Source organism: Nonomuraea pusilla (assembly GCF_900109355.1).
In the GTDB taxonomy this organism is placed as follows: Bacteria; Actinomycetota; Actinomycetes; order Streptosporangiales; family Streptosporangiaceae; genus Nonomuraea; species Nonomuraea pusilla.
Genome location: NZ_FOBF01000003.1, coordinates 37,515 through 64,193, shown reverse-complemented (window position 1 = coordinate 64,193; position 26,679 = coordinate 37,515). Strand labels below are relative to the sequence as shown.

Sequence of the window (26,679 nt, the reverse complement as noted above, 5' to 3'; positions counted from 1 at the left end):
CTCGCGTCGGAGGGGCCGGCCCATCCGGCCCTCTGGATACGCCTCGAACGGGGCGAGGCGGTTTCGACACACGGCCCCGAACTTCTTCAAAATCTTTCGGCCCCCGCCGCGTGAAGGCGCGTCCGCCGCGCGCAGCCGCGCCCACCGGGCCAAGGCGCGCCCGGCTGCGGCTGGTCGGGCGGCGGCTCGCCCGGGAGCACCCGGCCCCGGCCCGTGGGGCCGCACACCGTCGTCGGGCTCGCGAGCCGGGCGAGCCGCTGCACCGGGCCCGCGCCCGTCCGTGGCGGTGCGAAGGCCGGGGGGCGTTGGTCAGCGGGTGAGGGGGAGGGGGCCCGCGTCCGGGGCGAACAGCTGCCGGTCCAGGTGCTCCACGGCGTAGTCGATGGCGCCCACGACCACGCACTCGTCGCCCAGCGTGGACGCCCGCACCTCGGGCATCCGCATGCAGCGGCGTTCGAGCCGTTCGCGCAGCGGCGGCAGCAGGACGTCGGCCGACCGGGAGAAGCCGCCGCCGAGCACCACGACCTCGGGGTCGAGGATGAGCACCATGGCGGCGGTGCCCACGGCCAGGTCGTCGACGTAGCGTCCGACGGCCTCCAGCGCGACGGGGTCGCCGTTCCTGGCCGCCGCCAGCGTGTAGCCGGCGGCGTCCTCGGGCGGGGTGCCCTCGGGGACGACGGCGCACCCGTTCAGGTGCTCGGGCGCGTCGAACCAGCGCGACTCGGGCAGCATGACGATCTCGCCCGACGCCGCGCCGAACCCTCTGTGCACCGTGCCGCCGATGACGGCGGCGGCGCCCATGCGCCTGCCGACGTGCAGGAACACCATGTCCCGCACTCCCTTGGCGGTGCCGCGCCTCGATTCGGCGAGCGCGGCCAGGCGGCTGTCGTTCTCGATCAGCACCTCGCAGGGGAACATCTCGCGCACCCGGCCGGCGAGGTCGAGGTCGCGCCAGGCCGGCACGGCGGCGGAGTAGATGACGCGCCCCTCGACGTCGATGACGCCGCTGGTGCCGACGGAGATCGTCCAGAGGTCGTCGACGGTGGTGCGGCTGAGCGCGAGGCAGCCGGAGATAGCCCGTTCGAGGGCGGCCAGGCGCTCGTCGAGGGGGGCGCCGGGCAGGACGGGCTGCCTGGTCTCGGCCAGGATCTCGCCGTCGAGGTCGGAGAGCGCGGCCCTGACGTTGTGCGCCCCGATGTCGACGCCCACGAGGTGGCCGCTGTCGGCGCGGAAGCGGTAGCGGCGGGCCGGGCGCCCCATGGTGCCGGGGCTGGGCCGCACCTCCTCGACCCAGCCGAGCTCCACCAGCTCGTCGGCGACCTCCTTCATGGACGGCCGCGACAGCCCGGTGCGCTCGGCGAGCGCCGACAGGGTGAGCGGCCCGGCGCCGCGCAGCGCCTTGATGGCGGTCAGCGAGTTGAGCTGCCTGAGCCGTGACAGGTCGCCGCCGCGAAGGTCAGCCATCGCCGTCCTTAATGTAGGTCTCCTCTGTAACAAGCATTATGCCAGCGATGGCAGGGACGTCATCCTGGCTGCGCGATCCCTTTTCTTACCGTAAAAACTCACCGTTGACCCCACCCATAACCCCTTGCTACTAATGAAGCGCTCCTTCGAAAGTGAAGAGGAATGGGGTCTGATGTCCTTCTCAGACGTCGGTGAGGCCGGGTGCCGTCCTGACGAGGCACGGGTGTTCGAGCACGGATGGCAGTCGTGGAGCCCCACGGGCGCCTACCGCTGGGGAGAGGAGCCGCCCCGGCCCGCCGACGAGACCATCCAGGTCCTCGCCTACCGCCCGGAGACGCCCGTGCCCCACGGCGCGTACCAGGGGGAGGGGCTGCTCGCCATCGAGGCGGACGACGGCTCGACCGACGTCTGGTCGGCGGCGGGACCGCTGGAGGTGCCCTCGATCCGGGTCAGGGAGGAGGGCGGCCGCCTCGTCGTCTCCGCCGACGGCCCGGTGCGTCACCGGCGCGCCGAGGGCGGCCTCGGCCTGGCGCTGCGCGAGTGGGCCGGCGCCATGGCCGAGGGGCACGCCCCCTCCGCCTTCGCCGCCGTGCCGCCCATGTGGTGCACCTGGTACGGCTACTGGGACAAGGTCACCGACGCCGACGTGCTGGAGAACCTGGAGCTGGCGCGGCGGCACGGCCTGCCCGCCGACATGATCCTCATCGACGACGGCTACGAGGCCGGCATCGGCGACTGGCTGGACCCGCGGCCCGGGTTCGGCTCGCTGGAGCGGACCGTGGACGCCGTCGCCGCCGCCGGGAAGCGCGTGGGCATCTGGACGGCGCCGTTCCTCGTCGGCCACCGCAGCAGGCTGCGCGAGGAGCACCCCGACTGGCTCGTCGGGGGCGCCTGGGCCGGGCGCATGTGGGACCAGGAGCTCGCCGTCCTCGACGTCACCCACCCGGACGCCGCCGAGCACCTCGTGACCGTCTTCCGCGCGTTCGCCGCCATCGGCGTCACCCACTTCAAGCTCGACTACCTGTACGCGGGCGCGCTGGCCGGCGCCCGGCACGAGGACGTCACCCCGATCGCCGCCTACCGCCGCGGCCTCGAACTGGTCCGCGAGGGCGCCGGGCCGGACGCCACGCTGCACGGGTGCGGCGCCCCCATGCTGCCCAGCATCGGCCTGGTGGACGTCATGCGGGTCAGCCCCGACATCGCCCCCACGCTCCACCCCCGCTCCGGCGACATCAGCCAGCCGTCGCAGCTCGGCGCGCGGCTCACCGGGGCGGCCCGCGAGTTCCTGCACGCCCGCTGGTGGGTGAACGACCCCGACTGCCTCATCGTGCGGCCTGACGTGGAGGCCAGGCAGGAGTGGGCGGCCCACATCGCCGCGAGCGGCGGCCTGCGCGGCTCCAGCGACCCCATCGCCGCGCTCGACGACTGGGGGCTGGAGACGACCCGCCGCCTGCTCGTCCCGACGGCGACGGAGCCGTCGTGACCGGCCGTTCCGATGGTGACGGAGCCGTCGTGACCGGCCGTTCCGACGGTGACGGGGCCGTCGTGAGCGGGCGTCCCGGGGGCGTGGGCGTGCGCGGGCGCGCGCTCCGGAGCGAGGCGGCCGTGCCGGACGTCCCGGCGCGGCCCGCCCGGCGGCGCGGGAGGGGCGACTGGTACGCCTACCTGTTCATCGGCCCCAGCCTGTTCGGCGTCGTCGCCTTCCTCCTGCTGCCCGTGGCCGTGGTGCTCGGCCTCAGCTTCTTCCACTGGGAGCTGCTGTCGGCCCCCGAGTTCGCGGGCCTCGACAACTACCGCGCCCTCGCCGGCGACGGCGAGGTCTGGCACTCCCTGTGGGTCACCGTCCTGTACGTGCTGCTGTGCATCCCGCTGCAGACCGTCCTCGCGCTGACCCTGGCCCTGCTGCTCAACCAGCGGGTCAAGGGCGTGCGGATCTTCCGCTCGCTGTTCGTGGTGCCGTGGATGGCCACTCCGATCGTCCTCGGCCTGGTCTGGAACTGGATCTTCGACCCGCGCGACGGCGCGCTCAACAGCGCCCTCGCCCTGGTGGGGATCACCGGGCCCGACTGGCTCTCCGACCCGGCGTGGGCGCTGCCCGCCGTCGCGCTGGTCAACGTCTGGCAGCACACCGGCTACACCATGCTGTTCTTCCTGGCCGGGCTGCAGGGCATCCCGCAGGAGCTGTACGACGCCGCCTCCACCGACGGCGCGTCGCCGGCGCAGCGGTTCTGGCGCATCACCCTCCCGCTGCTCAACCCGACGATGTTCTTCGTCATGGTGACGAACCTGATCGGCGCCTTCCAGGTGTTCGACACGGTCTTCGTCATGACCGACGGCGGCCCGAGCGGCAGCACCGAGGTGCTCAACTTCCGGATCTTCCAGACCGCGTTCAAGCAGTTCGACTTCGGCTACGCCTCGACGCTGTCGATGCTGCTGTTCGCGGTGATCCTCGTGGTGACGCTCGCGCAGGTCAGGTTTTTCGGCAAGCGCACCACCTACGACCTGAGCTGAGGGCCGATGACCAAGCGAGTCCTGTTGTACGCCACGCTCGCCGCGGGCGCGTTCGTCGCGGTGTTCCCGTACCTGCTGGTGGTGCTGACCGCGTTCAAGACGCAGGCGCAGCTCAGCTCGACCGAGCCGTGGCTGCCCGGCCTGCCGCCGACCACCGCGAACCTCACCGAGATCCTCGGCGGCGAGTTCCCCCGCTACATCCTCAACACCGTCGCCATGACGGCGCTGCTGACCGCCGGGCAGCTCGTGTTCACCACGTTCGCGGCGTACGCGTTCGCCCGGCTGCGCTTCCGCGGCAGGGAGGTGCTGTTCTGGCTGTACGTCGCCACCATGATGGTGCCGGGCGCCGTCACCGTGATCCCGCTGTTCCTCATCATGCGGGAGCTCGGCCTGGTCAACACCTGGTACGGCCTGCTCGCCCCGTACGTGCTCGGCACCCCGTACGGCATCTTCCTCATGCGGCAGTTCTTCAAGGGGCTCCCCGCGGGGCTGGAGGAGGCGGCGCGCATCGACGGGGCGGGACCGCTCACCATCCTGGTGCGCATCCTGCTGCCGCTGTGCCGTCCCGCGCTCGGCACGCTGACGATCATCACGGTGATCTCGTCGTGGAACAGCTTCCTGTGGCCGCTCATCGTCACCAGCGGCGACGAGACGAAGGTCGTCACGGTGGCCATCGCCTCGCTCAAGGTCGGCATCGGCGTCGACTACAACCTCATGATGGCCGGCGGGCTGATCGCCCTGGCCCCGATGGTGGCCGTCTTCATCTTCTTCCAGAAGTACATCGTCAGGTCGGTGGTCCTCACCGGCCTCAAATAGAAGAGGTCAGCGAATGTCGCACACCCCCCCGATTCGCTGGGCCGGGGCCCTGCTGGGCGCCGCCGTGCTCACTCTCACCGCCTGCGGCTCCGGCGACGCGGGCTCCGGCGCGGCGGGCGGGAAGGTCACCCTGACCTACCGCCTGTGGGACGAGCAGCAGAAGGCCGGCTACGACAAGGTCATGGCGGCCTTCGAGCAGGCCAACCCGAACATCGACGTCAAGATCGAGGTGTTGCCGTACGACCAGTACTGGACCAAGCTCACGGCCGACGCCGTCGCCGGCACCGCGCCCGACGTCTTCTGGATGTCGCCGACGCAGTTCCCCGAGTTCGTCACCAAGGGCGTGCTGGCCGACGTGACGCCCGCCAAGCTCGACCCGTCGAAGTTCCACCAGACGGTCGTCCAGTCGTTCACCTACCAGGGCAAGCTGTACGGCGTCCCCAAGGACTGGGGCATCGTCGGCCTGCTCTACAACAAGGACCTGTTCGACAAGGCCGGCGTCGAGCCGCCGGAGACACTGACGTGGAAGCCCGACGGCGGCGGCACCCTGCTGGAGGTCGCCCGCAAACTGACCGTGGACGAGGCGGGCAAGCACCCGGACGAGCCCGGCTTCGACCCGGCCAAGGTCAGGACGTACGGCTTCGCCTCCTGGAACCACTACCAGACGCAGTGGATGAACTGGGTGAACTCGAACGGCGGCAAGCTGCTGGACAAGCCCTTCGGCAGGTACACCTTCAACGACGCCGCGTCGGTGCAGGCGCTGCAGTTCGGCGTCGACCTGGTGAACAAGTACCACGTCTCGCCGCCCGCCACCCGCACGAACCCGCCCACCGGCAAGGTCACCGACATGTTCAAGGCGGGCGAGATCGCCATGTTCCCCGCCAACAACGCGCTGCTGCCGTTCGTCGCGCCCGAGGCCACGTTCAAGGTGGGCGTCGCGCCGATGCCGGAGGGCCCGGCGGGCCGCTCGGTCAACCTCAACGGCCTGTCCGAGGCCGTCTACGCCAAGAGCGGGCACCCGGAGGAGGCGATGAAGCTCGCCGCCTTCCTCGGCGGGCAGGAGGCGCAGAAGACGATGGCCGACGGCGGCTACGTCTTCCCCGCCTACAACGGGCTGGCGCAGGGCTACGTCGACTACTGGAAGTCGAAGGACCTCGACGTCGCGCCCTTCCTCAAGGAGTCGGAGGGCTCCACCTTCGCCCTCCCGGTCACCACGGGCTTCACCGGCTTCGAGACCAAGCTGAACCAGATCTTCAACGAGATGTACCTCGGCAAGCTGACCCCGCAGCAGGCCGCCGACCAGGCCGTCACCGAGGGCAACGCCACCGTCAAGTGAGGAACCCCATGATCACCCGGCGTGCGCTGTTCGCCGGGGGCGCGAGCCTGGGCATCTCCGCCGCACTGGGCGCGGAGCCCGTGCGCGCGGCCGCCAGGCGCGCCCCCCTCTCCGACCCCTTCACCCTCGGCGTCGCCTCCGGCGAGCCCACGCCCGACGGCGTGGTCTTATGGACGAGGCTCGCCCAGGACCCCCTCGCCCTCGACGGGCTCGGCGGCATGCCGGACCGGCCCGTCGCCGTCGAATGGCAGCTCGCCAAGGACGAGGACTTCCGCCAGGTCGTCCGCCGCGGCGCGGAGACGGCCCGCCCCTCGGCCGCCCACAGCGTTCACGTGGAGCTCGACGGCCTCGACGCGGGCGCCGAGTACTTCTACCGCTTCCGCGCCGAGGGCGAGATCTCGCCGGTCGGCCGCACCCTCACCGCCCCCGCGCCCGGCACGACCGGCAGGGCGCTGAACCTGTCGTTCACGTCCTGCGCCGACTACCAGACCGGCTGGTTCACCGCCTACCGCCGCATGGCGGAGGACCAGCCCGACCTCATCGCCTTCCTCGGCGACTACATCTACGAGTACGGCGACTACAAGTACCCGGTGCGCGACCAGGCCGGGGGCGAGTGCTTCGACCTGGCCGGCTACCGGCTGCGCCACGCCCAGCACAAGGCCGACCCGGAGTCGCAGCTCGCCCACGCCGTCGCCCCCTGGGTGGTGGTCTGGGACGACCACGACATCGAGAACGCCTGGGCCGGCGACGTGCCCGAGCAGCCCGACCCGCCGTTCCTCCAGCGCCGCGCCGCCGCGTTCCAGGCCTACTACGAGAACATGCCGCTGCGCCGCGCCCAGAAGCCGGACGGCTCGTCACTGCGCCTGTACCGGACGATCCGCTGGGGCTCGGTGGCCAACCTGCACCTGCTCGACACCCGCCAGTACCGCGACCTGTACGCCTGCACCGGCAGGAGCGGCACCGTCGGCCCCGACTGCCAGGAGCGGTTCGCCCCGAACCGCACCATCCTCGGCGCCGAGCAGGAGGCCTGGCTCGACGGCGAGCTGAAGGGGTCGTCCGCCACCTGGGACCTGCTCGGCCAGCAGGTCTTCCTCATGGAGATGGACTGGGCGAACGGCGAGGGCAAGGGCTACTCCAACGAGGGCTGGGACGGCTACGTCGCCTCCCGCGACCGGCTGGCCTCCGCCGTGGACGCCTACCGGCGCAACGCCGTCGTGCTCACCGGCGACGTCCACTCCCACTGGGCGGGCGAGGTCAAGCGCGACTACCGGGACCCCGAGTCGAAGTCCGTGGCGGTCGAGCTCGTCACGACCTCCGTCACCAGCGCCGGCAACGGGCTCGACGAGTACCCCAACACGCGGACGCTGCTCGACGAGAACCCGCACGTCAAGTTCTTCAACGGCCGTCGCGGCTACGTGCGGGCCAAGCTCACGCCGAAGGAGATGAGGGTGGACTTCCGCTCGCTGTCCCGCGTGACCGAGCCGTACGCCCCCGCCTACACCTCCGGCTCCTTCGTCATCGAGCCCGGGCAGCCCCGGCTCAACCCAGCCTGACGGGACCCCCATGCGCACACCCACGGCCGCCCTCGCCGCGGCACTCCTCACCCTGCCCCTGATCGCCTTACCGGGCTCCGCCGACACCGCCCCCACCGGCCCGGGCGAGGCCCCGCCGCCGATGGGCTGGAGCAGCCGCTCGCTCGGCTGCTCCGTCACCGAGGCGGCGGTGCGGCAGGCCGCCGACGCGCTCGCGCCGCTCGCCCCGCTCGGCTACCGGCACGTCGTCATCGACGACTGCTGGCTGGCCGCCCAGCGCTCCGGCGGCGCGCTCGCGCCCGATCCCGCCCGCTTCCCCGGCGGCATCGCCGCGCTCGCCGGCTACGTCCACGGCAAGGGGCTGAAGCTCGGCCTCAGCCTGTCCGCCGGCACCAGGGCGTGCGCGGGCGGCGGGCCCGGCTCGTACGGGAGCGAGGCCGCCGACGCCGGGCAGGTGAAGAGCTGGGGCGTCGACCACGTCAGGTACGACTGGTGCGCGATCCCCACCGCCGACTTCCCCGGCCAGAACGTCCAGCAGATCGCGCAGGCCCTCTACCCGCGCATGCGGCAGGCGCTCGGCGACGGCGTGGCGTTCGCCATGAACAACGAGGACGGCGGCACCGTGCCCTGGCTGTGGGCCAGGGACGCGGGCGCCGCCACCTGGCGGACCAACGTCGTGTCGCGGCCCCTGCCCGACAGCTACGCCGCCATGGTGGACGTCTGGGAGACCAACCAGCTCAGGGTCCAGTACGCCGGGCCGGGCAGCCACGCCGACCCCGACCTCCTCCAGGCCGGACGCGGCGGCATGACCGAGACCGAGTACCGCACCCAGTTCACGCTCTGGGCGGCCGCGGCCGCCCCGCTGATCCTCCAGGCCGGCCCGGCCGCCGCGCCCGCCGCGGTCGTCGCCAACCCCAAGGTGATCGCGGTCGACCAGGACCCGCTCGGCGTCCCCGCCCGGCTCGTCTCCAGCGACGGCTGGTACCACGTGCTGTCGAGGCCGCTGCGGAACGGCGACAGGGCCGTGGTGCTGTTCAACGAGAGCGACAGGTCCGCCACGATCTCCACCTCGCTCGGCGCCGGCCGCTGGCGGGCCGAGGAGCTGTGGACCGGCGCCGTCGCCTCCACCAGGGGCACGCTGTCGGCCCAGGTGCCCGCGCACGCCGCCCTGCTCTACCGGGTGAGCGCGAGCCGCGAGCAGGCGCCGCCCGTCGTGACGTTCGAGGTGGACCCGCCCCGCTTCCTCGGCGACGACCGGCCCACCACCCTGGAGCCGGGAGTCACGTCGGAGATCGTCACCCGGGTCGTCAACACCGGCGCCACCTCCAGGCTGCGCGACCTCAGGGTGGCGCTGAACGTCCCTGACGGCTGGCAGGCGGAACCCCGCACGCCGGCCACGGCCGCCGGGCTCGACGGCGGCGAGGCGTTCACCGTCACCTGGGCGGTCACCCCGCCCGCCGGCGCCGAGCGGAGGAACCACGACCTCACCGCCACCCTCTCCCACGCCGGGGGCGCCCAGGACGGCTCCGCCGTGGTCGCCGTCGCCCAGGCGCCGCCCTCCGGCACCAGCCACCTCGGCGACCTGCCCTGGACGGCCGTGAAGAACTACTTCGGCCCCGTCGAGAAGGACACCAGCAACGGCGGCAAGGCGGCCGGCGACGGCCTCCCGATCACCATCGGGGGCGTCAGGTACGCCAAGGGACTCGGCGCGCACGCCCCCGCCGAGATCGAGTACTACCTCGCCGGACGCTGCACCACCGTGCGGTTCGAGGCCGGGATCGACGACGAGGTCGGATCGGCCGGCTCCGCCGACTTCGAGGTCTGGGCCGACGGCGGCAGGGTCGCCCACTCGGGCGTGCTCACCGGGGCCCAGCCCGCCAGGAAGGTCACCGCGTCCGTCGCCGGAGCCCGCCACGTCCGGCTGGTCGCGACCAACGGCGGCGACAACGCCACGTCCGACCACGCCGACTTCGCCGACCTCACCATCACCTGCCAGTAGGGAGTAGCCCTTGATGATCGTTCCCAAGCCCGTGCGGTACGAGCCCAGGCCGGGGCGGTTCGTCCTCGACGGCCGCACCGCGCTCGCCGCCGATCCGGCGCTCACCGAGGTCGCCGCCTGGCTGCGGTCCGAGCTCGGCCCCCTGACAGGAGGGCAGCTCCTGCCCGGCGGGCCGGGCCGGGGAACGATCAGGCTGCGGGTCGGCGAGCTCCCGCCGGAGTCGTACCGGCTGACCGTCGGCGACGACGGCGTGGACGTCGAGGCGGGCGACCGCGCCGGGGCGTTCTACGGCGCGCAGACCTTCAGGCAGCTCCTGCCCGCCGCCGCCTACAGGAAGGCCGGGGCGGGCGGGCCGCTGGAGGCGGCCGGCGCGTTCGTCGAGGACGGGCCGCGCTTCGGCTGGCGCGGCTGCCTCCTCGACGTCGCCCGCCACTTCATGACCAAGCACGACCTGCTGCGTTTCATCGACCTCATGGCGATGCACAAGCTGAACGTGCTGCACCTGCACCTCACCGACGACCAGGGGTGGCGGCTGGAGATCCGCCGCCACCCCCGCCTGACCGAGGTGGGCGCCTGGCGCAGGGAGAGCCAGACCGGCTGGAACGGCGCCATGGACGGCCGCCCCCACGGCGGCCACTACACGCAGGACGACATCAGGGAGATCGTGGCGTACGCCGCGGCCCGCCACATCATGGTCGTCCCCGAGATCGACATGCCCGGCCACACCCAGGCCGCCATCGCCGCCTACCCCGAGCTGGGCAATCTGGACGTGCCGGTGGAGGTGGGCACCACCTGGGGCATCGGCGAGAACGTGCTCAACGTCGAGGAGTCCACGATCACGTTCTTCCAGGAGGTCCTGGACGAGGTGATGGAGCTGTTCCCCTCGCCGTACGTGTGCGTGGGCGGCGACGAGTGCCGCAAGGACCAGTGGAAGGCCAGCCCGGCGGCGCAGCGGCGCATCCGCGAGCTGGGGCTGCGGGACGAGGAGGAGCTGCAGAGCTGGTTCGTCCACCGCTTCGACAGCTACCTGTCGGAGCGCGGACGCCGGCTCCTCGGCTGGGACGAGATCCTGGAGGGCGGCCTCGCCCCCGGGGCCGTCGTCGCCTCCTGGCGCGGCGACCTCGGGTCCGTCGCCGCCGCCAGGAGGGGGCACGACGTGGTCAACTGCGCGAACACGTCCGTCTACTTCGACTACCGGCAGGCCCCCGGGGACGACGAGCCCGTCCCCTTCGGCACCGTGCTGACCCTGGAGGACGTCTACGCGTTCGAGCCGGTGCCCGCCGAGCTGCGCGGCGACCCGGCCGCCCGGCACGTCCTCGGCGCGCAGTGCGGCGTCTGGACGGAGCTCATCGACTCCAACCGGCGGGTCGACTACATGGCCTTCCCGCGGCTGGCCGCCTTCGCCGAGACCGTGTGGTGCGGGCCGGAACGGGACCTGGCGGCGTTCCGCGCCCGGCTGTCGGCGCACCTGCGCCGCCTCGACGCCGTGGGCGTGGAGTACCGGCGCGAGGAGGGGCCGCTGCCCTGGCAGACCCGTCCCGGCGTGCCGGGCCGGCCCGAGGACCCGGACGAGTGGCGCGCCACCATCGACGCGTGGACCAGCAACCTGAGGCACCTGCGATGACCGGGCCCGAGCAGCACCGCTCCACCGAGAGGCCGACCCCGTGATGACCGGGCCGCACTCCGCCGAGGGGCGGATCCTGCGCTGGGCCGGGTGCCAGAACGTGCGGGACCTGGGCGGGCTGCCCACGTCGTGGGGCGGGCGGGTGCGAAGGGGCGCGCTGGTGCGCTCCGCCCGCCCGGCCGCCGCCACCCTGCCCGCCCTGACCGGGTACGGGATCCGCCTGGTGGCCGACCTGCGCCTGGCCGCCGAATGCGCCGCCGACCCCGGCCCCCTCGCCCGAGCGGAAGCGGGCGGCGACGGGTCTGTCCCGGGCGGGGAGGGGCTGCCGGGGTGGCGGCGCCTGCCGGTGCTGCGCGACGAGGACGCCGTCCTGGAGGAGATGGGCGACACCCTGCCGGAGATCTACCGCCGCATCCTGGACGAGGGCGCACCGCTGTTCGCCGCCGCCCTGGCCGCCCTCGCGCAGGCCCCGCCGGGCGGCGTCCTCGTGCACTGCCACTCGGGCAAGGACCGCACGGGGCTGGTCGTGGCGCTGGCGCTGTCGGTGGCGGGCGTGCCCGAGGACGAGATCGCCGCCGACTACGCGCTCACCGCCGCCTGCCTCAGCCTGGACGGCCACCTGGCCGCGCTGCCGGGGGAGGCCGCCCGTGCCCGGTCGAGGCGGCTGTTCGCCGAGGTGACCGCCGCCACGATGGCGGCCACCCTGGAGCACCTGCGCGGCCGCCACGGCGGCGCGGAGGCGTACCTGCGCGACGCCGGCCTGTCACCGGACGACGTGCGCCTCCTGCGCGCCCGCCTGACGGGACGGGGTCAGACGTCCACGGGGCCGCCGCTGCGCCAGTAGACGTTGCCCTCCCGCGACAGCAGCCCCTCGTCCACCAGGTAGCGGCGCAGGGCGGCGTAGTCGTCGTGGAAGGCGCGCAGCGCCACGTTGACGTCCTTCTCCGGGTAGCGCACGCCCGGCTCGAACACGCGGGCGACGTACCGCAGCACCACCAGCCGCTTGTCGCGGCGCATGCCCATCGTGGTCAGCCGGCCGTCGACCAGGAACGTCCGCAGCACCCGCTCCTCCGCGCTCAGCTCCGGCTGCGGCTCGGCGTGGGCGCGCAGCAGCTCCCTGAAGCGCTCGGGGCGCGCCCGCCACCGGCCGTCGGCGTCGCGTCCGGCCAGCCCGCCGGCGGCCAGCCGGTCGAGGGCCTTGGGCGGCAGTCCTGTGGCGTCGCCGAGCACCAGCGCGGCGAACGCGCGCACCGTGTCGTCCTGGGAGAGCAGACCGAGCACTTTCCTGATCTCTGCGTCGTTCACCCGTACCATTTTGTCCCATGATCGCAGCGCTGTTGGTGGCCTCGGCCGTCGCCGTTCCCGGCAACTTCCTCCTGTACGAGAAGGCCGCCGCAACCAAGGACCCCAACCCCGAGCACAGCTGGACGAGGAGCAGCAGGACGTCCGCCGCCCTCGTCGTGAACCCCTGCCAGAAGAGCACGCTGGCCCAGGCCGGCCGTACGTCCGCGAGGACGCTGGTCTACACGGCGGTGCCGGACTACTCCAAGTCGGAGCAGGTGATCCTCTACGCCTCGCCGGACGCCGCGAGCAAGGCCGTGAAGGACCTCGGCGCCGCGGCCCGCTCCTGCTCGACCCGCGACTACAGGTACACGACGGCGCCCGCCCGGCTGGGCGACGAGGCCCTCGTCGTGACCGGCCAGAGCCATCAGGGCGGCAAGCCGGCCGTCGGCGGTGAGCGGGCCGTGGTCACCCGCCGCGGCAACGCGCTGCTGCTCTACACGGTCTCGGGCGAGTGGGGCAAGCCCGCCAAGGCCGACTTCAAGCAGCAGACGAAGGACACGAACCGCATGCTCGCCAAGATCTGCCAGATCGCCGACTGCTGACCCCGGGCCGTGTGCCCGGAATGTCTCGATCTTGGGACAAGGCCATGACACGACCTCCACGTTCTCAGCCGGAGACTTAGGAAATAGGCGTGTGCCGGAGCGCCCTTGCCAGTCCGTTCCGGCACACGGCTCATCTCCGGCGTCAGCCGTCGAGCCGGTTCAGTCCCAGCACGTGGAGCACCGCGCGCCCCTCCTCGTCGGAGGCGGCGAGGTCGACCTGGGCGTCGATGCCCCAGTCGCCGTCACCGGCCGGATCCTTGATCGTCTGGCGGACCCGCCACAGGCCGTCCTCCTCCTCGACGTGCAGCAGCGCGGGGCCGCGCGCGTCGGCGCCGGTCAGGACCTCCTCGTGGTCGGCGTAGTACGCGTCGAGCGCCGCGCCCCAGTCGACGTCGGGCGCCAGCTCCTCCAGCTCGTCCTCCTTCTCCAGCGCGCACAGCTCGACCAGGCGGAACATGGCGTTGCGCACCAGCACGCGGAACGCGCGGGAGTTGCCCGTGACCGGCCTGACCTTCGTCTCCAGCTCCTGCTGGTGCTCCAGCGCCTCGGCCGGGTTGGCCAGCTTCTCCCACTCGTCGATCAGCGACGAGTCGACCTGGCGGACCATCTCGCCCAGCCACTCGATGAGGTCGACCAGGTCGTCGGTCTTCAGGTGCTCGGGCACCGTGCGCGAGAGCGTGCGGTAGGCGTCGGCCAGGTAGCGCAGCACCGTGCCCTCGGAGCGGGCCAGCTCGTAGAACTGGATGTACTCGCTGAACGTCATGGCCCGCTCGTACATGTCGCGCACGACCGCCTTCGGGCTCACCGTGTAGTCGCCCACCCACGGGTGCCCCCGCCGGTACGTCTCGTACGCCCCCAGCAGGAGGTCCTGCAGCGGCATCGGGTACATGACCTCGGCGAGCTGCTCCATGCGCTCCTCGTACTCGACGCCGTCGGCCTTCATCTGCGCCACGGCCTCGCCCCTGGCCTTCTTCAGCTGGGCGGACAGGATCTGGCGCGGGTCGTCGAGGATGGACTCGACGATCGAGACCATGTCGAGGGCGTAGCCGGGCGACTCGCGGTCGAGCAGCTCGAACGCGGCCAGCGCGAACGTCGACAGCGCCTGGTTGAGCGCGAAGTCCTCCTGCAGCTCGATGGTGAGCCTGGCCCTGCGGCCCTGCTCGTCGGGCTCGGCGAACTGCTCCACGATGCCGCCCGCGAGCAGCGAGCGGTAGATGGCGATGGCCTGGCTGATGTGCCGCCGCTGCGTCTTGCGGTCGTCGTGGTTGTCGGTGAGCAGGTGCTTCATCGCCTGGAAGCAGTCGCCGGGACGGTTGATGACGGCGAGCAGCATCGCGTTGCTGACCCGGAACCGGGACGTCAGCGGCTCGGGCTCGGCCTGCTGCAGCTTCTGGAACGTCTCCTCGCTCCAGCCGACGAACCCCTCCGGGGGCTTCTTGCGCGCGTAGCCGCGCCGCCGCTTCGGATCGTCGCCGATCTTGGCGAGCGCCTTGGCGTTCTCGATGTCGTGCTCGGGCGCCTGGCAGGCGACGTAGCCGATGGTGTCGAAGCCCGCCCGCCCGGCCCGGCCGGCGATCTGGTGGAACTCGCGGGCGCGCAGCCGGCGCACCCGGTTGCCGTCGTACTTCGACAGGGCGGTGAACAGGACCGTCCTGATCGGGACGTTCACGCCCACGCCGAGCGTGTCGGTGCCGCAGATGACCTTGAGCAGGCCCGCCTGGGCCAGCCGCTCCACCAGCCGCCGGTACTTCGGCAGCATGCCGGCGTGGTGGACGCCGATGCCGTGGCGCACCAGCCGCGACAGCGCCCGGCCGAAGCGGGTGGTGAAGCGGAAGCCGCCGATCATCGCGGCGATGGCCTCCTTCTCGGCCTTCGTCGCCATGTTGATCGACATGAGGGCCTGGGCCCGCTCCATCGCCGCCGCCTGCGTGAAGTGCACGACGTACACCGGGGCCTGCCCGGTGTGGAGCATCTCCTCCAGCGTCTCGTGCAGCGGCGTCATCCGGTACGAGTAGATCAGCGGCACGGGACGTTCGGCGTGCTTGACCACGGCCGTGGGCCGCCCGGTGCGCCTGGTGAGGTCGCGCTCGAACATCGCCACGTCGCCCAGCGTCGCCGACATCAGGATGAACTGGACGTGCGGCAGCTCCAGCAGGGGCACCTGCCACGCCCAGCCGCGGTCGGGCTCGGCGTAGAAGTGGAACTCGTCCATCACGACCTGGCCGATGTCGGCCTTCGCGCCGTCGCGCAGCGCCACGTTCGCCAGGATCTCGGCGGTGCAGCAGATGATGGGCGCGCCGGGGTTGACGCTGGCGTCGCCGGTCATCATGCCGACGTTCTCGGTGCCGAAGACCGCGCACAGGTCGAAGAACTTCTCCGACACCAGCGCCTTGATCGGCGCGGTGTAGAAGGTGCGGACGTCCCTGGTCAGCGCGGCGAAGTGGGCGCCCGCTGCGACCAGCGACTTGCCGGAGCCGGTGGGGGTGGCCAGGATGAGGTTGCTGCCCGAGACGACCTCGATCAGCGCCTCCTCCTGGGCTGGGTAGAGCGTGAGCCCCCGTTCGGAGTTCCAGGCCACGAAGGCGTCGTAGATGGCGTCGGGTTCGGCGTCGATCTCTTCCGGGAGTCGGTCAACGAGAAGGCTCACACTCCCTATCCTGCCGAAGTCCGGCGGGTGGTCGCGCCCTGAGGAGCAGTCCGGTGCCGGGCCGCCCCCCGTCAGCGCAGCGTGAGCTGCATGAGCACCGTGTCGATCCAGCGGCCGTGCTTGAATCCCACCTCCCGCAGCCGCCCCGCCTCCTCGAAGCCGAACGCCGCGTGCAGCCGCCGCGAGGCCGGGTCGCCGCCGTCGGCGATCACCGCGACGAGCTGCCGGGCCCCCGCCGCGCGGGCCGCCGCGACGAGCTCGCCGAGCAGCAGCCGCCCGATGCCGCGTCCGGTGCGGCCGGGCGCCAGGTAGACGGAGTCCTCCAGGGTGTGGCGGTAGGCGGGCCTGGGACGGTACTGGCCGGCGAAGGAGTACCCGGCGACCTCGCCGTCCTCCTCGGCCACCAGGAACGGGCACCCGGCCCGCGCCAGGCCCTCGGCCTTGGCCCGCCACTCGGCGACGTCCGGCGGCGTCTCCTCGAACGTCGCCACGCTGGTCGTCACGTAGTGGGCGTAGATCGCGGCGACGGCGGGCAGGTCGGCCGGCGCGACCGGGCGGATCACGGTCATGAGCAGGATTGTGCTCCGCCCGGATGACGCCCGTGTTTCGCGGGCCTCACACCCTGGCGCGCGGGCCCGTCGCGAGCAGGCCGCCCACCACCGCGAGCACCGCCGCGAACGGCACCGCGCCCGGCGCGAACCCGCACACCGTCAGCGCCAGCACCCCGCCGCCGGCCAGCGCCGCCGCCACGAGCGCCGGGGCCCAGCCCCCCTCGCCGTACGGCAGCGCGGGCGGCGTCTCGAACCTGGCGAACACCCTCAGCAGCGGCCACATCACCAGGCACAGCGCCCCGAACCAGACCGGCCACCCGGCGAACCACCACAGGCTGCCCGGCGCGGGCGTGTCGATCCCGAGGCCCACCACGACCACCCCGGTGACGGCGAACAGCGCCGGCATGTGCCACAGGTACACGGTCATGATCCGCGGGCCGGCCCAGTCCAGCAGCCGCGCCGTGGGCAGCCGCAGCAGCAGCGGCCGCAGCAGCACGGCCAGACCGGCTTGCCCGGCGCCGACGGCGAGCATCGCCAGCGTGGGCGGCGCCATGTTCGACACCTCCGCCCCCGGCAGCCCGATCATGCTGCCCGGGTACGGGCCGAACGCCACCAGCAGCGCCGCCGCGCCGAACCCGCCGAGCGCCAGCGGCAGCGGACGGGTCAGCCGGCCCTCGGCGTACCAGAAGCCGAGCTGGTGCACCGCGAGCCACACGAACGCCACGTTCAGGTAGCCGATCGCCTCGACCCCGGTGGAGAAGCGCACCACGTCCGTCAGCGCCGCGCCCGCGGCCAGCAGCGCGGGCACCCGCAGCCCGTGCCGCGCGTGCAGCCGCAGCAGCCACGGCGTCGCGGCCACCGCCACCAGGTACACGGCGAGGAACCACAGCAGCTGGCCGGTCAGCCGCGCCCCCGTCTCCAGCGGCTGCTCCGGCACGCCCAGCGTCAGCAGCAGGTGGGGGAGCGGGATCCACACCGCCGCCAGCGGCAGCAGCGGCCAGGCCAGCCGCCGCACCCGCACCGCCAGCCAGCGCGGCCCGTCCGCGCCCGAGCGGCCGTGGCTGATCGCGTTGGCCGCGCCGCCCGCGAAGAACACCAGCGGCATCACCTGGCTGAGCCACGTCACCACCCACGCGCCCGGCGTGGACAGGGCGTTGCCCGTCGTCAGGCGGGCCCCGTCGAACGCCAGCACCGGGATCGTCCAGTGCTGCAGCACGATCAGCGCCATGCCCGCGACCCGCAGCAGGTCGATGAACGGGTCCCGCGCGGTCGTGCGGCGCGGAGCCGCGACGGCCGGGCGGTCCAGCAGGACGGTCATGGAGGGCCTCGATTCGTGTCGGAGGGGGTGACTCAAGGCTCCTCGCGAGCGGCTCGCGGCACACTGCCGCGAGCCTCCCTCTTCAGGTCAAGATCGCACCACCGGGCGTGGTAGGGCTGTCCCTACTACCGCACACCTGTGCACCTGCTCGTCGCACCCCGCCCGACGTCCTACCGTGAATGCCATGCGCTCCCTCATCAGGCGCGTCCTCCTGGACACGCGTTACACCCTGGTCGGCTTCCCCACCACCCTCATCGGCTTCGTGGTGCTGACCGTGGGTTTCTCCGCCGGCGTCGGAACGTCCGTCGTGTGGTTCGGCCTGCCGATACTGGCCGGCACCCTCATGCTGGCCAGGGGGTTCGCCGACGCGGAGCGCGGCTGGCTGTCGGACGTCCTCAAGCGCCCGCCCGTACGCCCCCGCTACCGCCCCGCCCCCGAGGGGGCGGGGCGGGTGCGCCGGCTCGTCAACCCCATGACGAGCGGGCAGTCCTGGCTCGACCTGCTGCACGGCATTCTCAACCTGCCGTTCGCGATCCTCGCGTTCGTCCTGACCCTGGTGTTCTGGGCGGTGCCGATCACCGCGCTGCTGTACCCCGTGTACGGCATCGTCACCTCGCGCATCCCCGGCCAGGTCGGGCTGCCCGAGCTGCTCGGCATCGGCCAGGGCTACGTGGCGAACTCGATCTTCTACGTCACGCTGGGCGTCGTCTTCGTCGCGCTGATGCCCGTGGCGATCCGCGGGGCCGCGCTGGTGCGGGCCGGGCTCGGCAGGGCACTGCTCACCGGCGTCGCCGAGCTGCAGGAACGCATTGACGACCTGGCCGAGGGCCGCGCCGCCGCCGTCTCCGCCGAGGCCAACGCGCTGCGCAAGCTGGAGCGCGACATCCACGACGGCCCGCAGCAGCGGCTCGTCTCGCTGGCGATGGAGCTGTCCAGGGCCCAGCGCCAGCTCGCCAAGGACCCCGAGGCCGCGCAGGCCACGATCGGCTCCGCCATCACCGCCACCCGCGAGACGCTCGACGAGCTGCGCGCGCTCTCGCGCGGCATCGCGCCGCCCATCCTGTCGGACCGCGGGCTCGCCCCCGCGCTGGCCGCCCTGGCGGGGCGCTGCACCGTCCCCGTCGAGCTGGACGTGCAGATCGCCGAGCGGTACCAGGCCGCCGTCGAGAACGCGATCTACTTCGTCGTCGCCGAGACCCTGACCAACGTCGCCAAGCACAGCCGCGCCACCGTCTGCACGATCCAGCTCACCCGTACCGGGAACACGCTGATGCTGACGATCGGGGATGATGGGGTCGGCGGCGCGCACGTCGCCAAGGGACACGGCCTGGCCGGGCTGGCCGACCGTCTCCGCGCAGTCGACGGGGAGCTCACGGTCGACTCGCCCGACGGCGGGCCGACGGTGATCGTGGCGGAGGTTCCGTGCGGGTAGTGGTGGCCGATGACGCGGTGCTGATCAGGGAGGGCCTGGTCAGGCTGCTGGAGGAGTTCGGCTGTGAGGTGGTCGCGACCGTGGGCGACGGCGACGCCCTGGTCGAGGCGATCGCCGAGCACCGGCCCGACGTGTCGGTGGTGGACGTGCGGATGCCGCCGTCCTTCACCGACGAGGGGCTGCGGGCGGCGGTGGAGGCGCGGCGGCGCGTCCCCGGCGCGCCCGTGCTGATCCTGTCGCAGTACGTCGAGGTCTCCTACGCCGACGACCTGCTCGCCGACGCCCGGGGCGCCGTGGGCTACCTGCTGAAGGACCGCGTCGTGGACGTCGACGAGTTCCTGGAGGGCCTGCGGCGCGTGGCCGCGGGCGGCACCGTGTTCGATCCCCAGGTGGTGTCGCAGTTGATGGTGCGCAGACGCAAGGACGACCCGCTGGCCCAGCTCACGCCACGGGAGCGGGAGGTGCTCGGGCTGATGGCCGAGGGCAAGTCCAACCCGGCTATCGGCCGCCAGCTCGTGATCAGCGACGGCGCGGTGGAGAAGCACATCAGGAGCATCTTCAACAAGCTCGGCCTGTACGCCGAGGACTCCGACCAGCACCGCCGCGTCCTCGCCGTGCTCGCCTACCTGCGCTCCTGAGAGCCGGCTCCTGGGGGCGTCGCCCGATGGGGGCGCCGGCTGATCGCGGCGTCGGCTGATCGCGGCGTCGGCTGACGTGGGGGAGGCGGCGCCCCTGAGGGGTGGGGCGCCTCCGGGGTGCGGGCGGAGGGTGGGGCGCGTCGACGGCCGCCGAGGTGGGCCGAGGGCGCCCGGGCCCGTTCCCGGCCAGATGACCTTCCCGCCCGTGGGGGTCGCGGACGGCTCCGCGGGGCGGCGGGACGGTCGGCCGGGTCGCCGGCCGGTCCGCGCGGGCTGCGCGCGGACCCGGCCGCCCGGTCCTAGCCGAGCGCGTCGACCAGCTTCTTGCGCTGCTGGGCGCCCAGGCCGCCGAGACGGCGCTTCTCGTCGACGCCCGCCTCCTCCATGAGCGCGGTGGCCTTGGCCGGGCCGACGCCCTTGACGGCGCGCAGCGCCTGCGACACCTTGATCTTCTTCGCGATGTCGTCGTCGCGCTCCAGCAGCTGGGCGAACGTCAGCTCGCCGGCCTTGACCTTGGCCAGCAGCGCGGTGCGCGCGGCGCGGGCCTCGGCCGCCTTGGCGAGAGCCGCTTGCCGCTGCTCGGGGGTGAGGGTGGGTAGTGCCATCTCGGTTTCTCTCCTCGGGGAGTTGACGGACGGGATTCTGTTACCCGTGGTGCAGTGGCTAATCATGGCGGATGCGCGCGGGTCGTGTCGCTGAAAGCGCCCGCTCAGCGGGTGCGCCACACCAGCGCGGCCGCCTCGGCGCACGCCTCGTCCTGCGCCCTGGCGCCTCCGCTGACCCCCACCGCGCCCGCCACGCGCTCCCCTTCGCCGTCGTCCGCCCACAGGGGCAGGCCGCCCGCCGAGAAGACGAAACGATCATCGTTCAGTCCGTGCAGCTCGCCGCCCGGCGCGAGCAGCGGCGCGAGGCCGGCGGTGGCCGCGCGCAGGGCCACCGACGTGTACGCCTTGCGGGGCGCGAGCACCGCCCCGGCGACGCCCGCACCCGCCATACGCTGGAAAGACACCAGATGTCCTCCCGCGTCGACGACCGCCACGCAGATCGCCGCCCCCTCGCGCGACGCCTGCCGCAGGGCCGCTTCCGTCATCCTCAACGCGATGTCGAGATTCACCGGGCCCACCCCTCGGATCGCCGGGGCCTACCACCCATCGGACCCTTCCATCCGTACCGCGCCCGCCCGGCGCCTCGCAAGATCGCCCGGCCATGTCCCCGCTCGGTGATCTATGAGGGGTTTCGCCGTCCCGGGTGGAATGCGTCACATTTCGCGGTTCGGGCGTGTCGGCGCCCCGTCAGGCCCGTGACAGGCGCCATCGATCGAGCCCCTCAGGGGTGAGGAAGGCGTCGAACACCGACTCCATCGCCCCCAGCAGCGCGCCCCGCCACCCCAGCGCCGACGGCTCGACGCGCGGAGGCCGGTCCCGCCTGATGGCCATCAGCCCCGGCCCGTACGCCTCCAGCAGCGCCGCACGGCCCGCGGCCAGCACGTCGACGCCCAGGCCCGACAGGGTCACCACCTCGGGGTCGTGGGCGTTGACCAGCGCGGCGATGCCGCGCCCCAGGGCCCTCGCCGCGGCCGCGAGCGGCGGCCCGCCCGCCTCCAGCACCCGCGCGGCCTGCTCCCGCCCCTGCCCGCCCCCGTAGGCCAGGCCCGCCTGGCGCAGCAGCGCGTTGGCGCCGACGTCCATGCCCCAGCAGCCGGTCGCGCCGCACGCGCAGGGCCGGCCGCCGCCGCCGAGCGGCATGTGGCCGAACTCCGCCCCGGTGCCGTTGGCGCCGTCCAGGGGGCGGCCGTCCACGACGAGCACGCCGCCGAGGTCGAAGTCCACGTGCAGGTGCAGGCCGACGCGCACGCCGCGCAGCAGCCCGCGCCGCGCCTCGGCCAGCGCCGCGAACGCGGTGTCGTTGCCCACGATCGGCGCGCCTCCCGGCACGGGGGCGGGCAGGTCGAGCAGGCGGGGCACGTCCACCGAGCGCCAGCCCAGGTGGGCCACGTCCACGAGCCCGCCGAGACGGACCGGTCCCGCCAGCGCCACGCCGACGCCGACCACCCGGTGGCCGTGCCGCCGCGTCTGCTCGGCCAGCGCCTCGCCGAGCGGCCCGAGCGCGCCCCGCGGCGTGCCGTCGTGCGGCCGGACCTCCAGGACGTGGGCGTCGCCGCCCAGCTCGCAGGCCGCCAGCTCCCAGGCGTCCTCGCGGACGTCCACGGCGAGGGCGAGCGGCCCGTCCGGGTGGGGGCGGGCGACCTGCGTGGGCCTGCCGCGCGTGTGCTCGGGGGCGGGCTCCTCGTGCAGCAGCGCGTCCTCGGCCAGCCCGGCGACGAGCACGGACGCCGTGCCCCTGGCCAGGCCGAGATCGCGGGTGAGCTGAGCCCTGGTGCGCGTCGCGCCGCCGTCGTGGACCGCCCGCAGGAGCCTCACCCGGTTGTGCGCGCGCAGTTCGCCGCTCGTCGTGGCACCGTTCACGGTCTCAGTTTATGCTCTAGCCGTGAACAAAAGCCTCAGAGACGCCAGGCGTGCCCGTGTCGGAGTTTTCGGATTTTTCGTCCTGAGCGGCTTCGTGATGGGCCTCTGGGCCGCCGGGCTGCCCTCACTCAACGACCGGCTCGGCCTCGGACCCGGCCGGCTCGGCACCGTGCTGCTGCTGGTCTCCGGCGGGGCTCTGGTGTCCATGCTGCTGGCCGGGCGGATCGTGGACCGCTTCTCCAGCCGCGCGGTGTGCTGGTTCGCCGGGCCCGTCTCCGCCGTGGTGCTGCTCGGACCGGCGCTCGCGCCCTCGTACCCGGTGCTCGCCGGGCTCGCCGTCGTGTTCGGGCTCGGGCTCGGCGTCACCGAGGTCGCCATGAACGCCCACTCGGTGGAGGTCGAGCGCGCCTACGGGCGTCCGATCATCTCGGCGTTCCACGGCGCCTGGAGCCTCGGCGGGGCGGCGGGCGGCGGGCTGACCTCGATCGTCCTGACGGCAGGGATCCACGCGCAGGCCCTGCTCGTCGTGGCGGCGCTGGCGGTGCCGCTGCTGTACCTGCCCGCCGCGCGGATGCTGCTGCCCGACCCGCCCGCGCCCGCCGGTGCCCGGCAGGCCGCCGCGGGCGCCCCCGAGGGCGGCACCGGCGGCGGCACCGGCGGCGGGGGCGCGCTGCGCTGGGGGCTGGTCGCGCTGCTCGGCGCGGCGGCGTTCGCCGGGCACCTGTCCGAGGGGGCCGCCATCGACTGGGCCGCCATGCACGCCCGCCTGGTGCTGCACGCCGGCCCGGCCGCCGCCCCGCTCGCCTACACCGTCTTCGCGGTCGCCATGACGACCGTCCGCCTGCTCGGCGACCCCATCAGGGGGCGGCTCGGCCCCGTCCTCACGATGAAGCTCGCGGGGGGCTTCGCCACGTTCGGGTACGTCCTCGTGCTGGCCGCGCCCCTCGCGGACGGGACGATCCGCGTCGTGTGGGCCTGGACCGGCTGGGCGCTCGTCGGCGTCGGGCTGGCCACCGTCGTGCCGGTCATCTTCAGCGCCGTCGGCGCGGCGGGCGGCTCGGTCGGACGGGCCCTTTCGACGGTGACGGCGTTCGGCTACACGGGGCTGCTGCTCGGGCCGGCCGTGCTGGGGTACGTGGCCCAGCACTGGCGGCTGGAGATCGCCCTCGTCATCCCGTGCCTGATGGCGGCGGCGGTGGCCCTGACCGGCGTCCCCGCCGTCCGCGCCCTCACCGCCCCCGCCGCGCCCCGGACCCCGTGCCCCCAGCCCGCCACCACCGACTGACCCGCCCCCCTGGCGGCAGGACCCGCGGCACGCTCCTGGCTCCTGTCGCCTCCCGGGAGGAGGGGCGCCTTCCTGGGGGCGTCCGGACGGCGCGCGGGCCCGCGGGGTCTCCTCTCGCGCGTCCGCCCCCTGCGTCTTCCCCCGGCGGCTGTGTGGTCACACAGGGAGACCGGGCCTGACCTGGCGTTATGTGATCGTGACTTGACCCTGAACGTTTCGTACCGATTTCATGTGCCAAACGCCGTAAACGTTTACAGAGTTTTTCCTGAAAACGTTTACGAACACGGAAGGACAGCCTTGGCCCAAGGACCCACGATCAACACGATCGCCGAGCGCGCCGGCGTCTCCATCGCCTCGGTCTCGCGGGTGCTGAACGGCCTGCCGACCAGGCAAGAGACCGTGCGCAAGGTGATGGCCGCCGCCGACGAGCTCGGCTACGTGCGCAACGCCGTCGCCAGGTCGCTCAAGTCGCGCCGCACCCACCAGGTGGCGTTCGCCATGGCCGACGTCGGCAACCCCGCCTACCTGGCGATGCTGCGCGAGATCCAGCCGGTGCTGAAGGCGGCCGGCTACCGGCTCGTGCTGCACTCCACCGACGCGGTGGCCGCCGACGAGATCGAGGTGCTGCACAGCCTCGGCGAGCGGTACGTGGACGGGCTGATCATGAGCCCGCTGCGCGTCACCGAGGCTCACCTGGAGACGCTGTCCGCGGCCAGGGCCCCCGTCGTGATCATCGGCTCGGTGCCCGAGGGGACGCGCGTGGACAACGTCCGCGCCGACTCGCGCACCGGCGTGAAGCTCGCCATCGACCACCTGTACGGGCTGGGCCGCCGCAGGATCGGCATGATCAACGGCCCTCTCGACACCGTCCCCGGCGCCTCGCGGGGGGCCGCCTACCGGGAGGCGCTGGAGGAGCTCGGCCTGCCCTACGACGAGGACCTCGTCCAGATCGGCGACTTCTACCGCGCGGAGGGGGGCCGCGCGGTGGCCGCGCTGCTGGAGCGAGTCCCCGACGTGGACGCGCTGATGTGCGCCAACGACCTGATCGCGCTCGGCGCGCTCGACGTGCTGCGCGCCGCAGGACGCCGCGTGCCCGAGGACGTCGCCGTGGTCGGCATGGACGACACCGACCTGGCGGCCGCCTCGTGGCCGTCGCTGACCAGCGTCTCGCTCGGCTCGGCCGAGCGCGGCAAGGCCGCCGCCGAGCTGCTGCTCGACCGGCTGCAGAACGGCGACCGCGAGCCCCGCCTGGTGACGGTGCCGCCGCGCCTGTCGGTGCGCGCCTCCACGGCGGGCGAGCAGGCCGCGCGGACCGCCCGGAACGTGCCCCCCGGCGCCGACGCCGGCCGGGACGCGGCAGGGAAGGGAGACGGCGCGTGACCGCGACCGCCACGAGACCGTCGCCGCCGTCGCCCAGGCGGGGCACGCGCCGCCGCCGGCGCGCGGGCGCCCGGCGCACCAGGGAGATGTGGCTGCTCATGCTGCCGGCGCTGGTGCCGGTGGCCCTGTTCAGCGTCGGCCCGCTGCTGTACGGCATCGGGCTGGCGTTCACCGACGCCCGCAACACCCGCAACCACGAGACGAGCTTCGTCGGCCTGCAGAACCTCACCGACCTGCTGAGCGACGGCGACTTCTGGTCGTCGTTCAGGATCGGCATGATCTGGGCGTTCTCGGTGACGGCGCTGCAGTTCGCGGCGGCGCTCGGCCTGGCGCTGCTGCTCAACCAGGACCTGCGCTTCAGGGGCGTGGCCAGGGTGCTCGCGGTGGTGCCGTGGGCGATGCCGCCGGTCGTCATCGGCCTGATGTGGCGCCTGGTCTACCACCCGGACGCCGGCATCCTCAACAGCGTGCTCGGCACCCACGTCAACTGGCTGGCCGACTTCTCGCTCGCGCTGCCCGCCATCATCGTCGTGGGCGTGTGGACGGGCATGCCGCAGACCACGGTCGTGCTGCTCGCGGGCCTGCAGGGCGTGCCGAAGGAGCTGTACGAGGCGGTCGAGGTGGACGGCGCGAGCCCCTGGCGGCGCTTCTGGCACATCACGCTGCCGCAGCTGCGGCCCGTCATCGTGGCGATCACGTCGCTCGACTTCGTGTGGAACATCAACCAGTTCGGCCTGGTGTACGTGCTCACCCAGGGCGGCCCCGGCGGCCAGACGCGGCTGCCGATGCTGTTCGCCTACGAGGAGGCGTTCAGGTACCGGTTCGCGGGCTACGCCTCGATGCTCGGCGTCGCCATGGCGATCGTCGTGCTCGCGGTGCTCGGCCTGTACCTGTGGCGCCAGATGAGGGAGACCCGATGAAGGGCACCGCGCGGCCCGGGGAGAAGGAGCCCCGGGAGAAGAGGCAGGGCGTCGCGCGACGGGTCCCGCAGTACCTGGCGCTGGCCGCCTACATCGTCTTCCTGGCGTTCCCGCTGGTCTGGCTGCTGTCGACGGCGCTGAAGACGCCGCAGGAGATGGCGCTGGCCGACCCGACGTGGATCCCGAGGGACCCGACCCTCTCCAACTTCTCCGACGCGTTCGGCGAGCAGGACCTCGTCGGCGCGGCCGGGCGCAGCCTGGTGGTGGCCCTGGCCAGCGCCGTGATCACCGTGCTGGTCGCGCTGCCCGCCTCGTACGCCATGGCCCGCTACCGGAGCCTGCTCAACCGGATCGCGCTCGGGTGGGTGCTGGTCAGCCAGGTGTTCCCGTTCATCCTGATCATCATCCCGCTCTTCATGATCCTTCGGGACCTGGAGCTGGTGAACACGCTGCCCGGCCTGGTGGCGGTGCACGTGACGTTCACGCTGCCGTTCGCCCTGTGGATGCTGCAGGGGTACGTGCGCGCGGTGCCGCCCGAGCTGGAGGAGGCCGCGTCGGTGGACGGCGCCACCCGGTTCCGCTCGATCGTCAGCGTGGTCGCGCCGCTGCTCGCCCCCGGCGTGGTGGCGACGCTGCTGTTCTCGTTCATCTCGTCATGGAACGAGTTCCTCTTCGCGCTCGTGGTCCTCCAGGATCCCGACGTCATGACACTCCCGCTCACGCTGGTGAGGTTCACCGGCCCCGAGGGGGTGGCCAGGCTCGGCCCGCTGGCCGCGGCGTCGCTCATGGCGACGATCCCGAGCCTGATCTTCTTCGCAATCATCCAGCGGCGACTGAAGTCCGGCCTGATGGCCGGCGCCGTGAAGGGCTAGGAG

The 26,679-nt window shown here is 73.1% G+C and carries 23 protein-coding genes; 15 read left to right on the top strand and 8 right to left on the bottom strand.

Annotated elements, in window-relative coordinates; translation table 11 throughout:
• Positions 1-309 precede the first annotated feature (309 nt).
• A complete protein-coding gene (locus tag BMX74_RS06270; RefSeq protein ID WP_055505641.1) occupies positions 310-1,464 on the bottom strand; it encodes an ROK family transcriptional regulator in 1,155 nt (384 codons plus the stop codon).
• A gap of 172 nt (positions 1,465-1,636) precedes the next feature.
• Here BMX74_RS06270 and BMX74_RS06265 point away from each other — a divergent pair, with 172 nt between their 5' ends.
• The 8 genes from BMX74_RS06265 to BMX74_RS06230 are packed head-to-tail and all read left to right on the top strand — an operon-like array spanning position 1,637 to position 12,126.
• Complete coding sequence (locus tag BMX74_RS06265; protein ID WP_091098993.1) at positions 1,637-2,947, top strand: glycoside hydrolase family 36 protein; 1,311 nt, start codon at positions 1,637-1,639, stop codon at positions 2,945-2,947.
• 29 nt (positions 2,948-2,976) lie between these two features.
• Positions 2,977-3,975 carry a carbohydrate ABC transporter permease gene (locus BMX74_RS06260; protein ID WP_218153902.1) on the top strand — a complete coding sequence of 333 codons (999 nt, stop codon included), beginning with the start codon at positions 2,977-2,979 and terminating at the stop codon, positions 3,973-3,975.
• Between the two features lie 6 nt (positions 3,976-3,981).
• On the top strand, positions 3,982-4,791 hold the full coding sequence (locus tag BMX74_RS06255) for a carbohydrate ABC transporter permease (RefSeq protein ID WP_055505639.1): 810 nt from the start codon (positions 3,982-3,984) through the stop codon (positions 4,789-4,791).
• 13 nt (positions 4,792-4,804) lie between these two features.
• Entirely contained in the window at positions 4,805-6,127 is a 1,323-nt protein-coding gene (locus tag BMX74_RS06250) for an ABC transporter substrate-binding protein (RefSeq protein WP_055505638.1), read from the top strand.
• Positions 6,128-6,135: 8 nt separating this feature from the next.
• Positions 6,136-7,680, top strand: a complete 1,545-nt coding sequence (locus tag BMX74_RS06245) for an alkaline phosphatase D family protein (RefSeq protein WP_177227259.1) — start codon at positions 6,136-6,138, stop codon at positions 7,678-7,680.
• Positions 7,681-7,690: 10 nt separating this feature from the next.
• Positions 7,691-9,658, top strand: a complete 1,968-nt coding sequence (locus BMX74_RS06240; protein ID WP_091098989.1) for an NPCBM/NEW2 domain-containing protein — start codon at positions 7,691-7,693, stop codon at positions 9,656-9,658.
• A 13-nt stretch (positions 9,659-9,671) separates the two neighbouring features.
• The gene (locus BMX74_RS06235; RefSeq protein WP_055505635.1) at positions 9,672-11,282 is read left to right on the top strand and encodes a beta-N-acetylhexosaminidase; all 1,611 of its coding nucleotides are present in this window, start codon (positions 9,672-9,674) and stop codon (positions 11,280-11,282) included.
• 43 nt (positions 11,283-11,325) lie between these two features.
• A complete protein-coding gene (locus BMX74_RS06230) occupies positions 11,326-12,126 on the top strand; it encodes a tyrosine-protein phosphatase (protein ID WP_091098986.1) in 801 nt (266 codons plus the stop codon).
• Here the strand turns inward: BMX74_RS06230 and BMX74_RS06225 are convergent.
• Complete coding sequence (locus tag BMX74_RS06225; protein WP_055505633.1) at positions 12,093-12,596, bottom strand: DUF2087 domain-containing protein; 504 nt, start codon at positions 12,594-12,596, stop codon at positions 12,093-12,095. The genes BMX74_RS06230 and BMX74_RS06225 overlap by 34 nt on opposite strands.
• Positions 12,597-12,604: 8 nt before the next feature.
• On the opposite strand from BMX74_RS06225, the gene BMX74_RS06220 reads away from it, so the two are divergent.
• Entirely contained in the window at positions 12,605-13,168 is a 564-nt protein-coding gene (locus tag BMX74_RS06220; RefSeq protein WP_143078571.1) for a hypothetical protein, read from the top strand.
• Between the two features lie 142 nt (positions 13,169-13,310).
• Here the strand turns inward: BMX74_RS06220 and BMX74_RS06215 are convergent, their stop codons facing one another.
• The 3 genes from BMX74_RS06215 to BMX74_RS06205 form a co-directional block, all read right to left on the bottom strand.
• Positions 13,311-15,824, bottom strand: coding sequence for a DEAD/DEAH box helicase (locus BMX74_RS06215; protein WP_091099493.1), 2,514 nt, complete (start codon positions 15,822-15,824; stop codon positions 13,311-13,313).
• 62 nt (positions 15,825-15,886) lie between these two features.
• Positions 15,887-16,384 carry a GNAT family N-acetyltransferase gene (locus tag BMX74_RS06210; RefSeq protein ID WP_091098984.1) on the bottom strand — a complete coding sequence of 166 codons (498 nt, stop codon included), beginning with the start codon at positions 16,382-16,384 and terminating at the stop codon, positions 15,887-15,889.
• Between the two features lie 46 nt (positions 16,385-16,430).
• On the bottom strand, positions 16,431-17,684 hold the full coding sequence (locus BMX74_RS06205) for an acyltransferase family protein (RefSeq protein ID WP_055505630.1): 1,254 nt from the start codon (positions 17,682-17,684) through the stop codon (positions 16,431-16,433).
• Between the two features lie 184 nt (positions 17,685-17,868).
• Here BMX74_RS06205 and BMX74_RS06200 point away from each other — a divergent pair, with 184 nt between their 5' ends.
• The gene (locus BMX74_RS06200) at positions 17,869-19,116 is read left to right on the top strand and encodes a sensor histidine kinase (RefSeq protein WP_055505629.1); all 1,248 of its coding nucleotides are present in this window, start codon (positions 17,869-17,871) and stop codon (positions 19,114-19,116) included.
• Entirely contained in the window at positions 19,107-19,754 is a 648-nt protein-coding gene (locus BMX74_RS06195; protein WP_055505628.1) for a response regulator transcription factor, read from the top strand. The genes BMX74_RS06200 and BMX74_RS06195 overlap by 10 nt, the downstream gene beginning before the upstream one ends.
• A gap of 299 nt (positions 19,755-20,053) precedes the next feature.
• On the opposite strand, the gene mihF is transcribed toward BMX74_RS06195, so the two are convergent.
• From mihF to BMX74_RS06180, 3 genes are all read right to left on the bottom strand, one after another.
• Positions 20,054-20,359: an integration host factor, actinobacterial type gene (mihF, locus tag BMX74_RS06190; RefSeq protein ID WP_043641121.1), complete on the bottom strand. Its 306-nt coding sequence runs from the start codon at positions 20,357-20,359 to the stop codon at positions 20,054-20,056.
• A gap of 104 nt (positions 20,360-20,463) precedes the next feature.
• The gene (locus BMX74_RS06185) at positions 20,464-20,868 is read right to left on the bottom strand and encodes a GlcG/HbpS family heme-binding protein (RefSeq protein WP_055506299.1); all 405 of its coding nucleotides are present in this window, start codon (positions 20,866-20,868) and stop codon (positions 20,464-20,466) included.
• A 178-nt stretch (positions 20,869-21,046) separates the two neighbouring features.
• Positions 21,047-22,219, bottom strand: a complete 1,173-nt coding sequence (locus BMX74_RS06180; RefSeq protein WP_091098981.1) for an ROK family protein — start codon at positions 22,217-22,219, stop codon at positions 21,047-21,049.
• Between BMX74_RS06180 and BMX74_RS06175 the strand changes: the two genes are divergently transcribed.
• The 4 genes from BMX74_RS06175 to BMX74_RS06160 all read left to right on the top strand — a co-directional run bounded on the left by BMX74_RS06175 (position 22,131) and on the right by BMX74_RS06160 (position 26,676).
• The gene (locus BMX74_RS06175) at positions 22,131-23,504 is read left to right on the top strand and encodes an MFS transporter (protein ID WP_337959836.1); all 1,374 of its coding nucleotides are present in this window, start codon (positions 22,131-22,133) and stop codon (positions 23,502-23,504) included. The genes BMX74_RS06180 and BMX74_RS06175 overlap by 89 nt on opposite strands.
• 297 nt (positions 23,505-23,801) lie before the next feature.
• Positions 23,802-24,884: a LacI family DNA-binding transcriptional regulator gene (locus tag BMX74_RS06170; RefSeq protein WP_082535272.1), complete on the top strand. Its 1,083-nt coding sequence runs from the start codon at positions 23,802-23,804 to the stop codon at positions 24,882-24,884.
• Positions 24,881-25,804: a carbohydrate ABC transporter permease gene (locus tag BMX74_RS06165; protein WP_055505625.1), complete on the top strand. Its 924-nt coding sequence runs from the start codon at positions 24,881-24,883 to the stop codon at positions 25,802-25,804. The genes BMX74_RS06170 and BMX74_RS06165 overlap by 4 nt, the downstream gene beginning before the upstream one ends.
• Positions 25,801-26,676, top strand: a complete 876-nt coding sequence (locus BMX74_RS06160; protein WP_055505624.1) for a carbohydrate ABC transporter permease — start codon at positions 25,801-25,803, stop codon at positions 26,674-26,676. The genes BMX74_RS06165 and BMX74_RS06160 overlap by 4 nt, the downstream gene beginning before the upstream one ends.
• The last annotated feature ends 3 nt before the right edge of the window (positions 26,677-26,679 follow it).

Excerpts from the sequence above, each read along its gene's own strand:
- BMX74_RS06250 (WP_055505638.1), top strand. The coding sequence starts at position 4,805 with ATGTCGCACACCCCCCCGATTCGCTGGGCCGGGGCCCTGCTGGGCGCC.
- BMX74_RS06200 (WP_055505629.1), top strand. The coding sequence starts at position 17,869 with ATGCGCTCCCTCATCAGGCGCGTCCTCCTGGACACGCGTTACACCCTG.
- BMX74_RS06220 (WP_143078571.1), top strand. The coding sequence starts at position 12,605 with ATGATCGCAGCGCTGTTGGTGGCCTCGGCCGTCGCCGTTCCCGGCAAC.
- BMX74_RS06265 (WP_091098993.1), top strand. The coding sequence starts at position 1,637 with ATGTCCTTCTCAGACGTCGGTGAGGCCGGGTGCCGTCCTGACGAGGCA.
- BMX74_RS06160 (WP_055505624.1), top strand. The coding sequence starts at position 25,801 with ATGAAGGGCACCGCGCGGCCCGGGGAGAAGGAGCCCCGGGAGAAGAGG.
- BMX74_RS06205 (WP_055505630.1), bottom strand. The coding sequence starts at position 17,684 with ATGACCGTCCTGCTGGACCGCCCGGCCGTCGCGGCTCCGCGCCGCACG.
- BMX74_RS06240 (WP_091098989.1), top strand. The coding sequence starts at position 7,691 with ATGCGCACACCCACGGCCGCCCTCGCCGCGGCACTCCTCACCCTGCCC.
- BMX74_RS06255 (WP_055505639.1), top strand. The coding sequence starts at position 3,982 with ATGACCAAGCGAGTCCTGTTGTACGCCACGCTCGCCGCGGGCGCGTTC.
- BMX74_RS06230 (WP_091098986.1), top strand. The coding sequence starts at position 11,326 with ATGACCGGGCCGCACTCCGCCGAGGGGCGGATCCTGCGCTGGGCCGGG.
- BMX74_RS06270 (WP_055505641.1), bottom strand. The coding sequence starts at position 1,464 with ATGGCTGACCTTCGCGGCGGCGACCTGTCACGGCTCAGGCAGCTCAAC.
- mihF (WP_043641121.1), bottom strand. The coding sequence starts at position 20,359 with ATGGCACTACCCACCCTCACCCCCGAGCAGCGGCAAGCGGCTCTCGCC.
- BMX74_RS06235 (WP_055505635.1), top strand. The coding sequence starts at position 9,672 with ATGATCGTTCCCAAGCCCGTGCGGTACGAGCCCAGGCCGGGGCGGTTC.
- BMX74_RS06245 (WP_177227259.1), top strand. The coding sequence starts at position 6,136 with ATGATCACCCGGCGTGCGCTGTTCGCCGGGGGCGCGAGCCTGGGCATC.
- BMX74_RS06225 (WP_055505633.1), bottom strand. The coding sequence starts at position 12,596 with ATGGTACGGGTGAACGACGCAGAGATCAGGAAAGTGCTCGGTCTGCTC.
- BMX74_RS06210 (WP_091098984.1), bottom strand. The coding sequence starts at position 16,384 with ATGACCGTGATCCGCCCGGTCGCGCCGGCCGACCTGCCCGCCGTCGCC.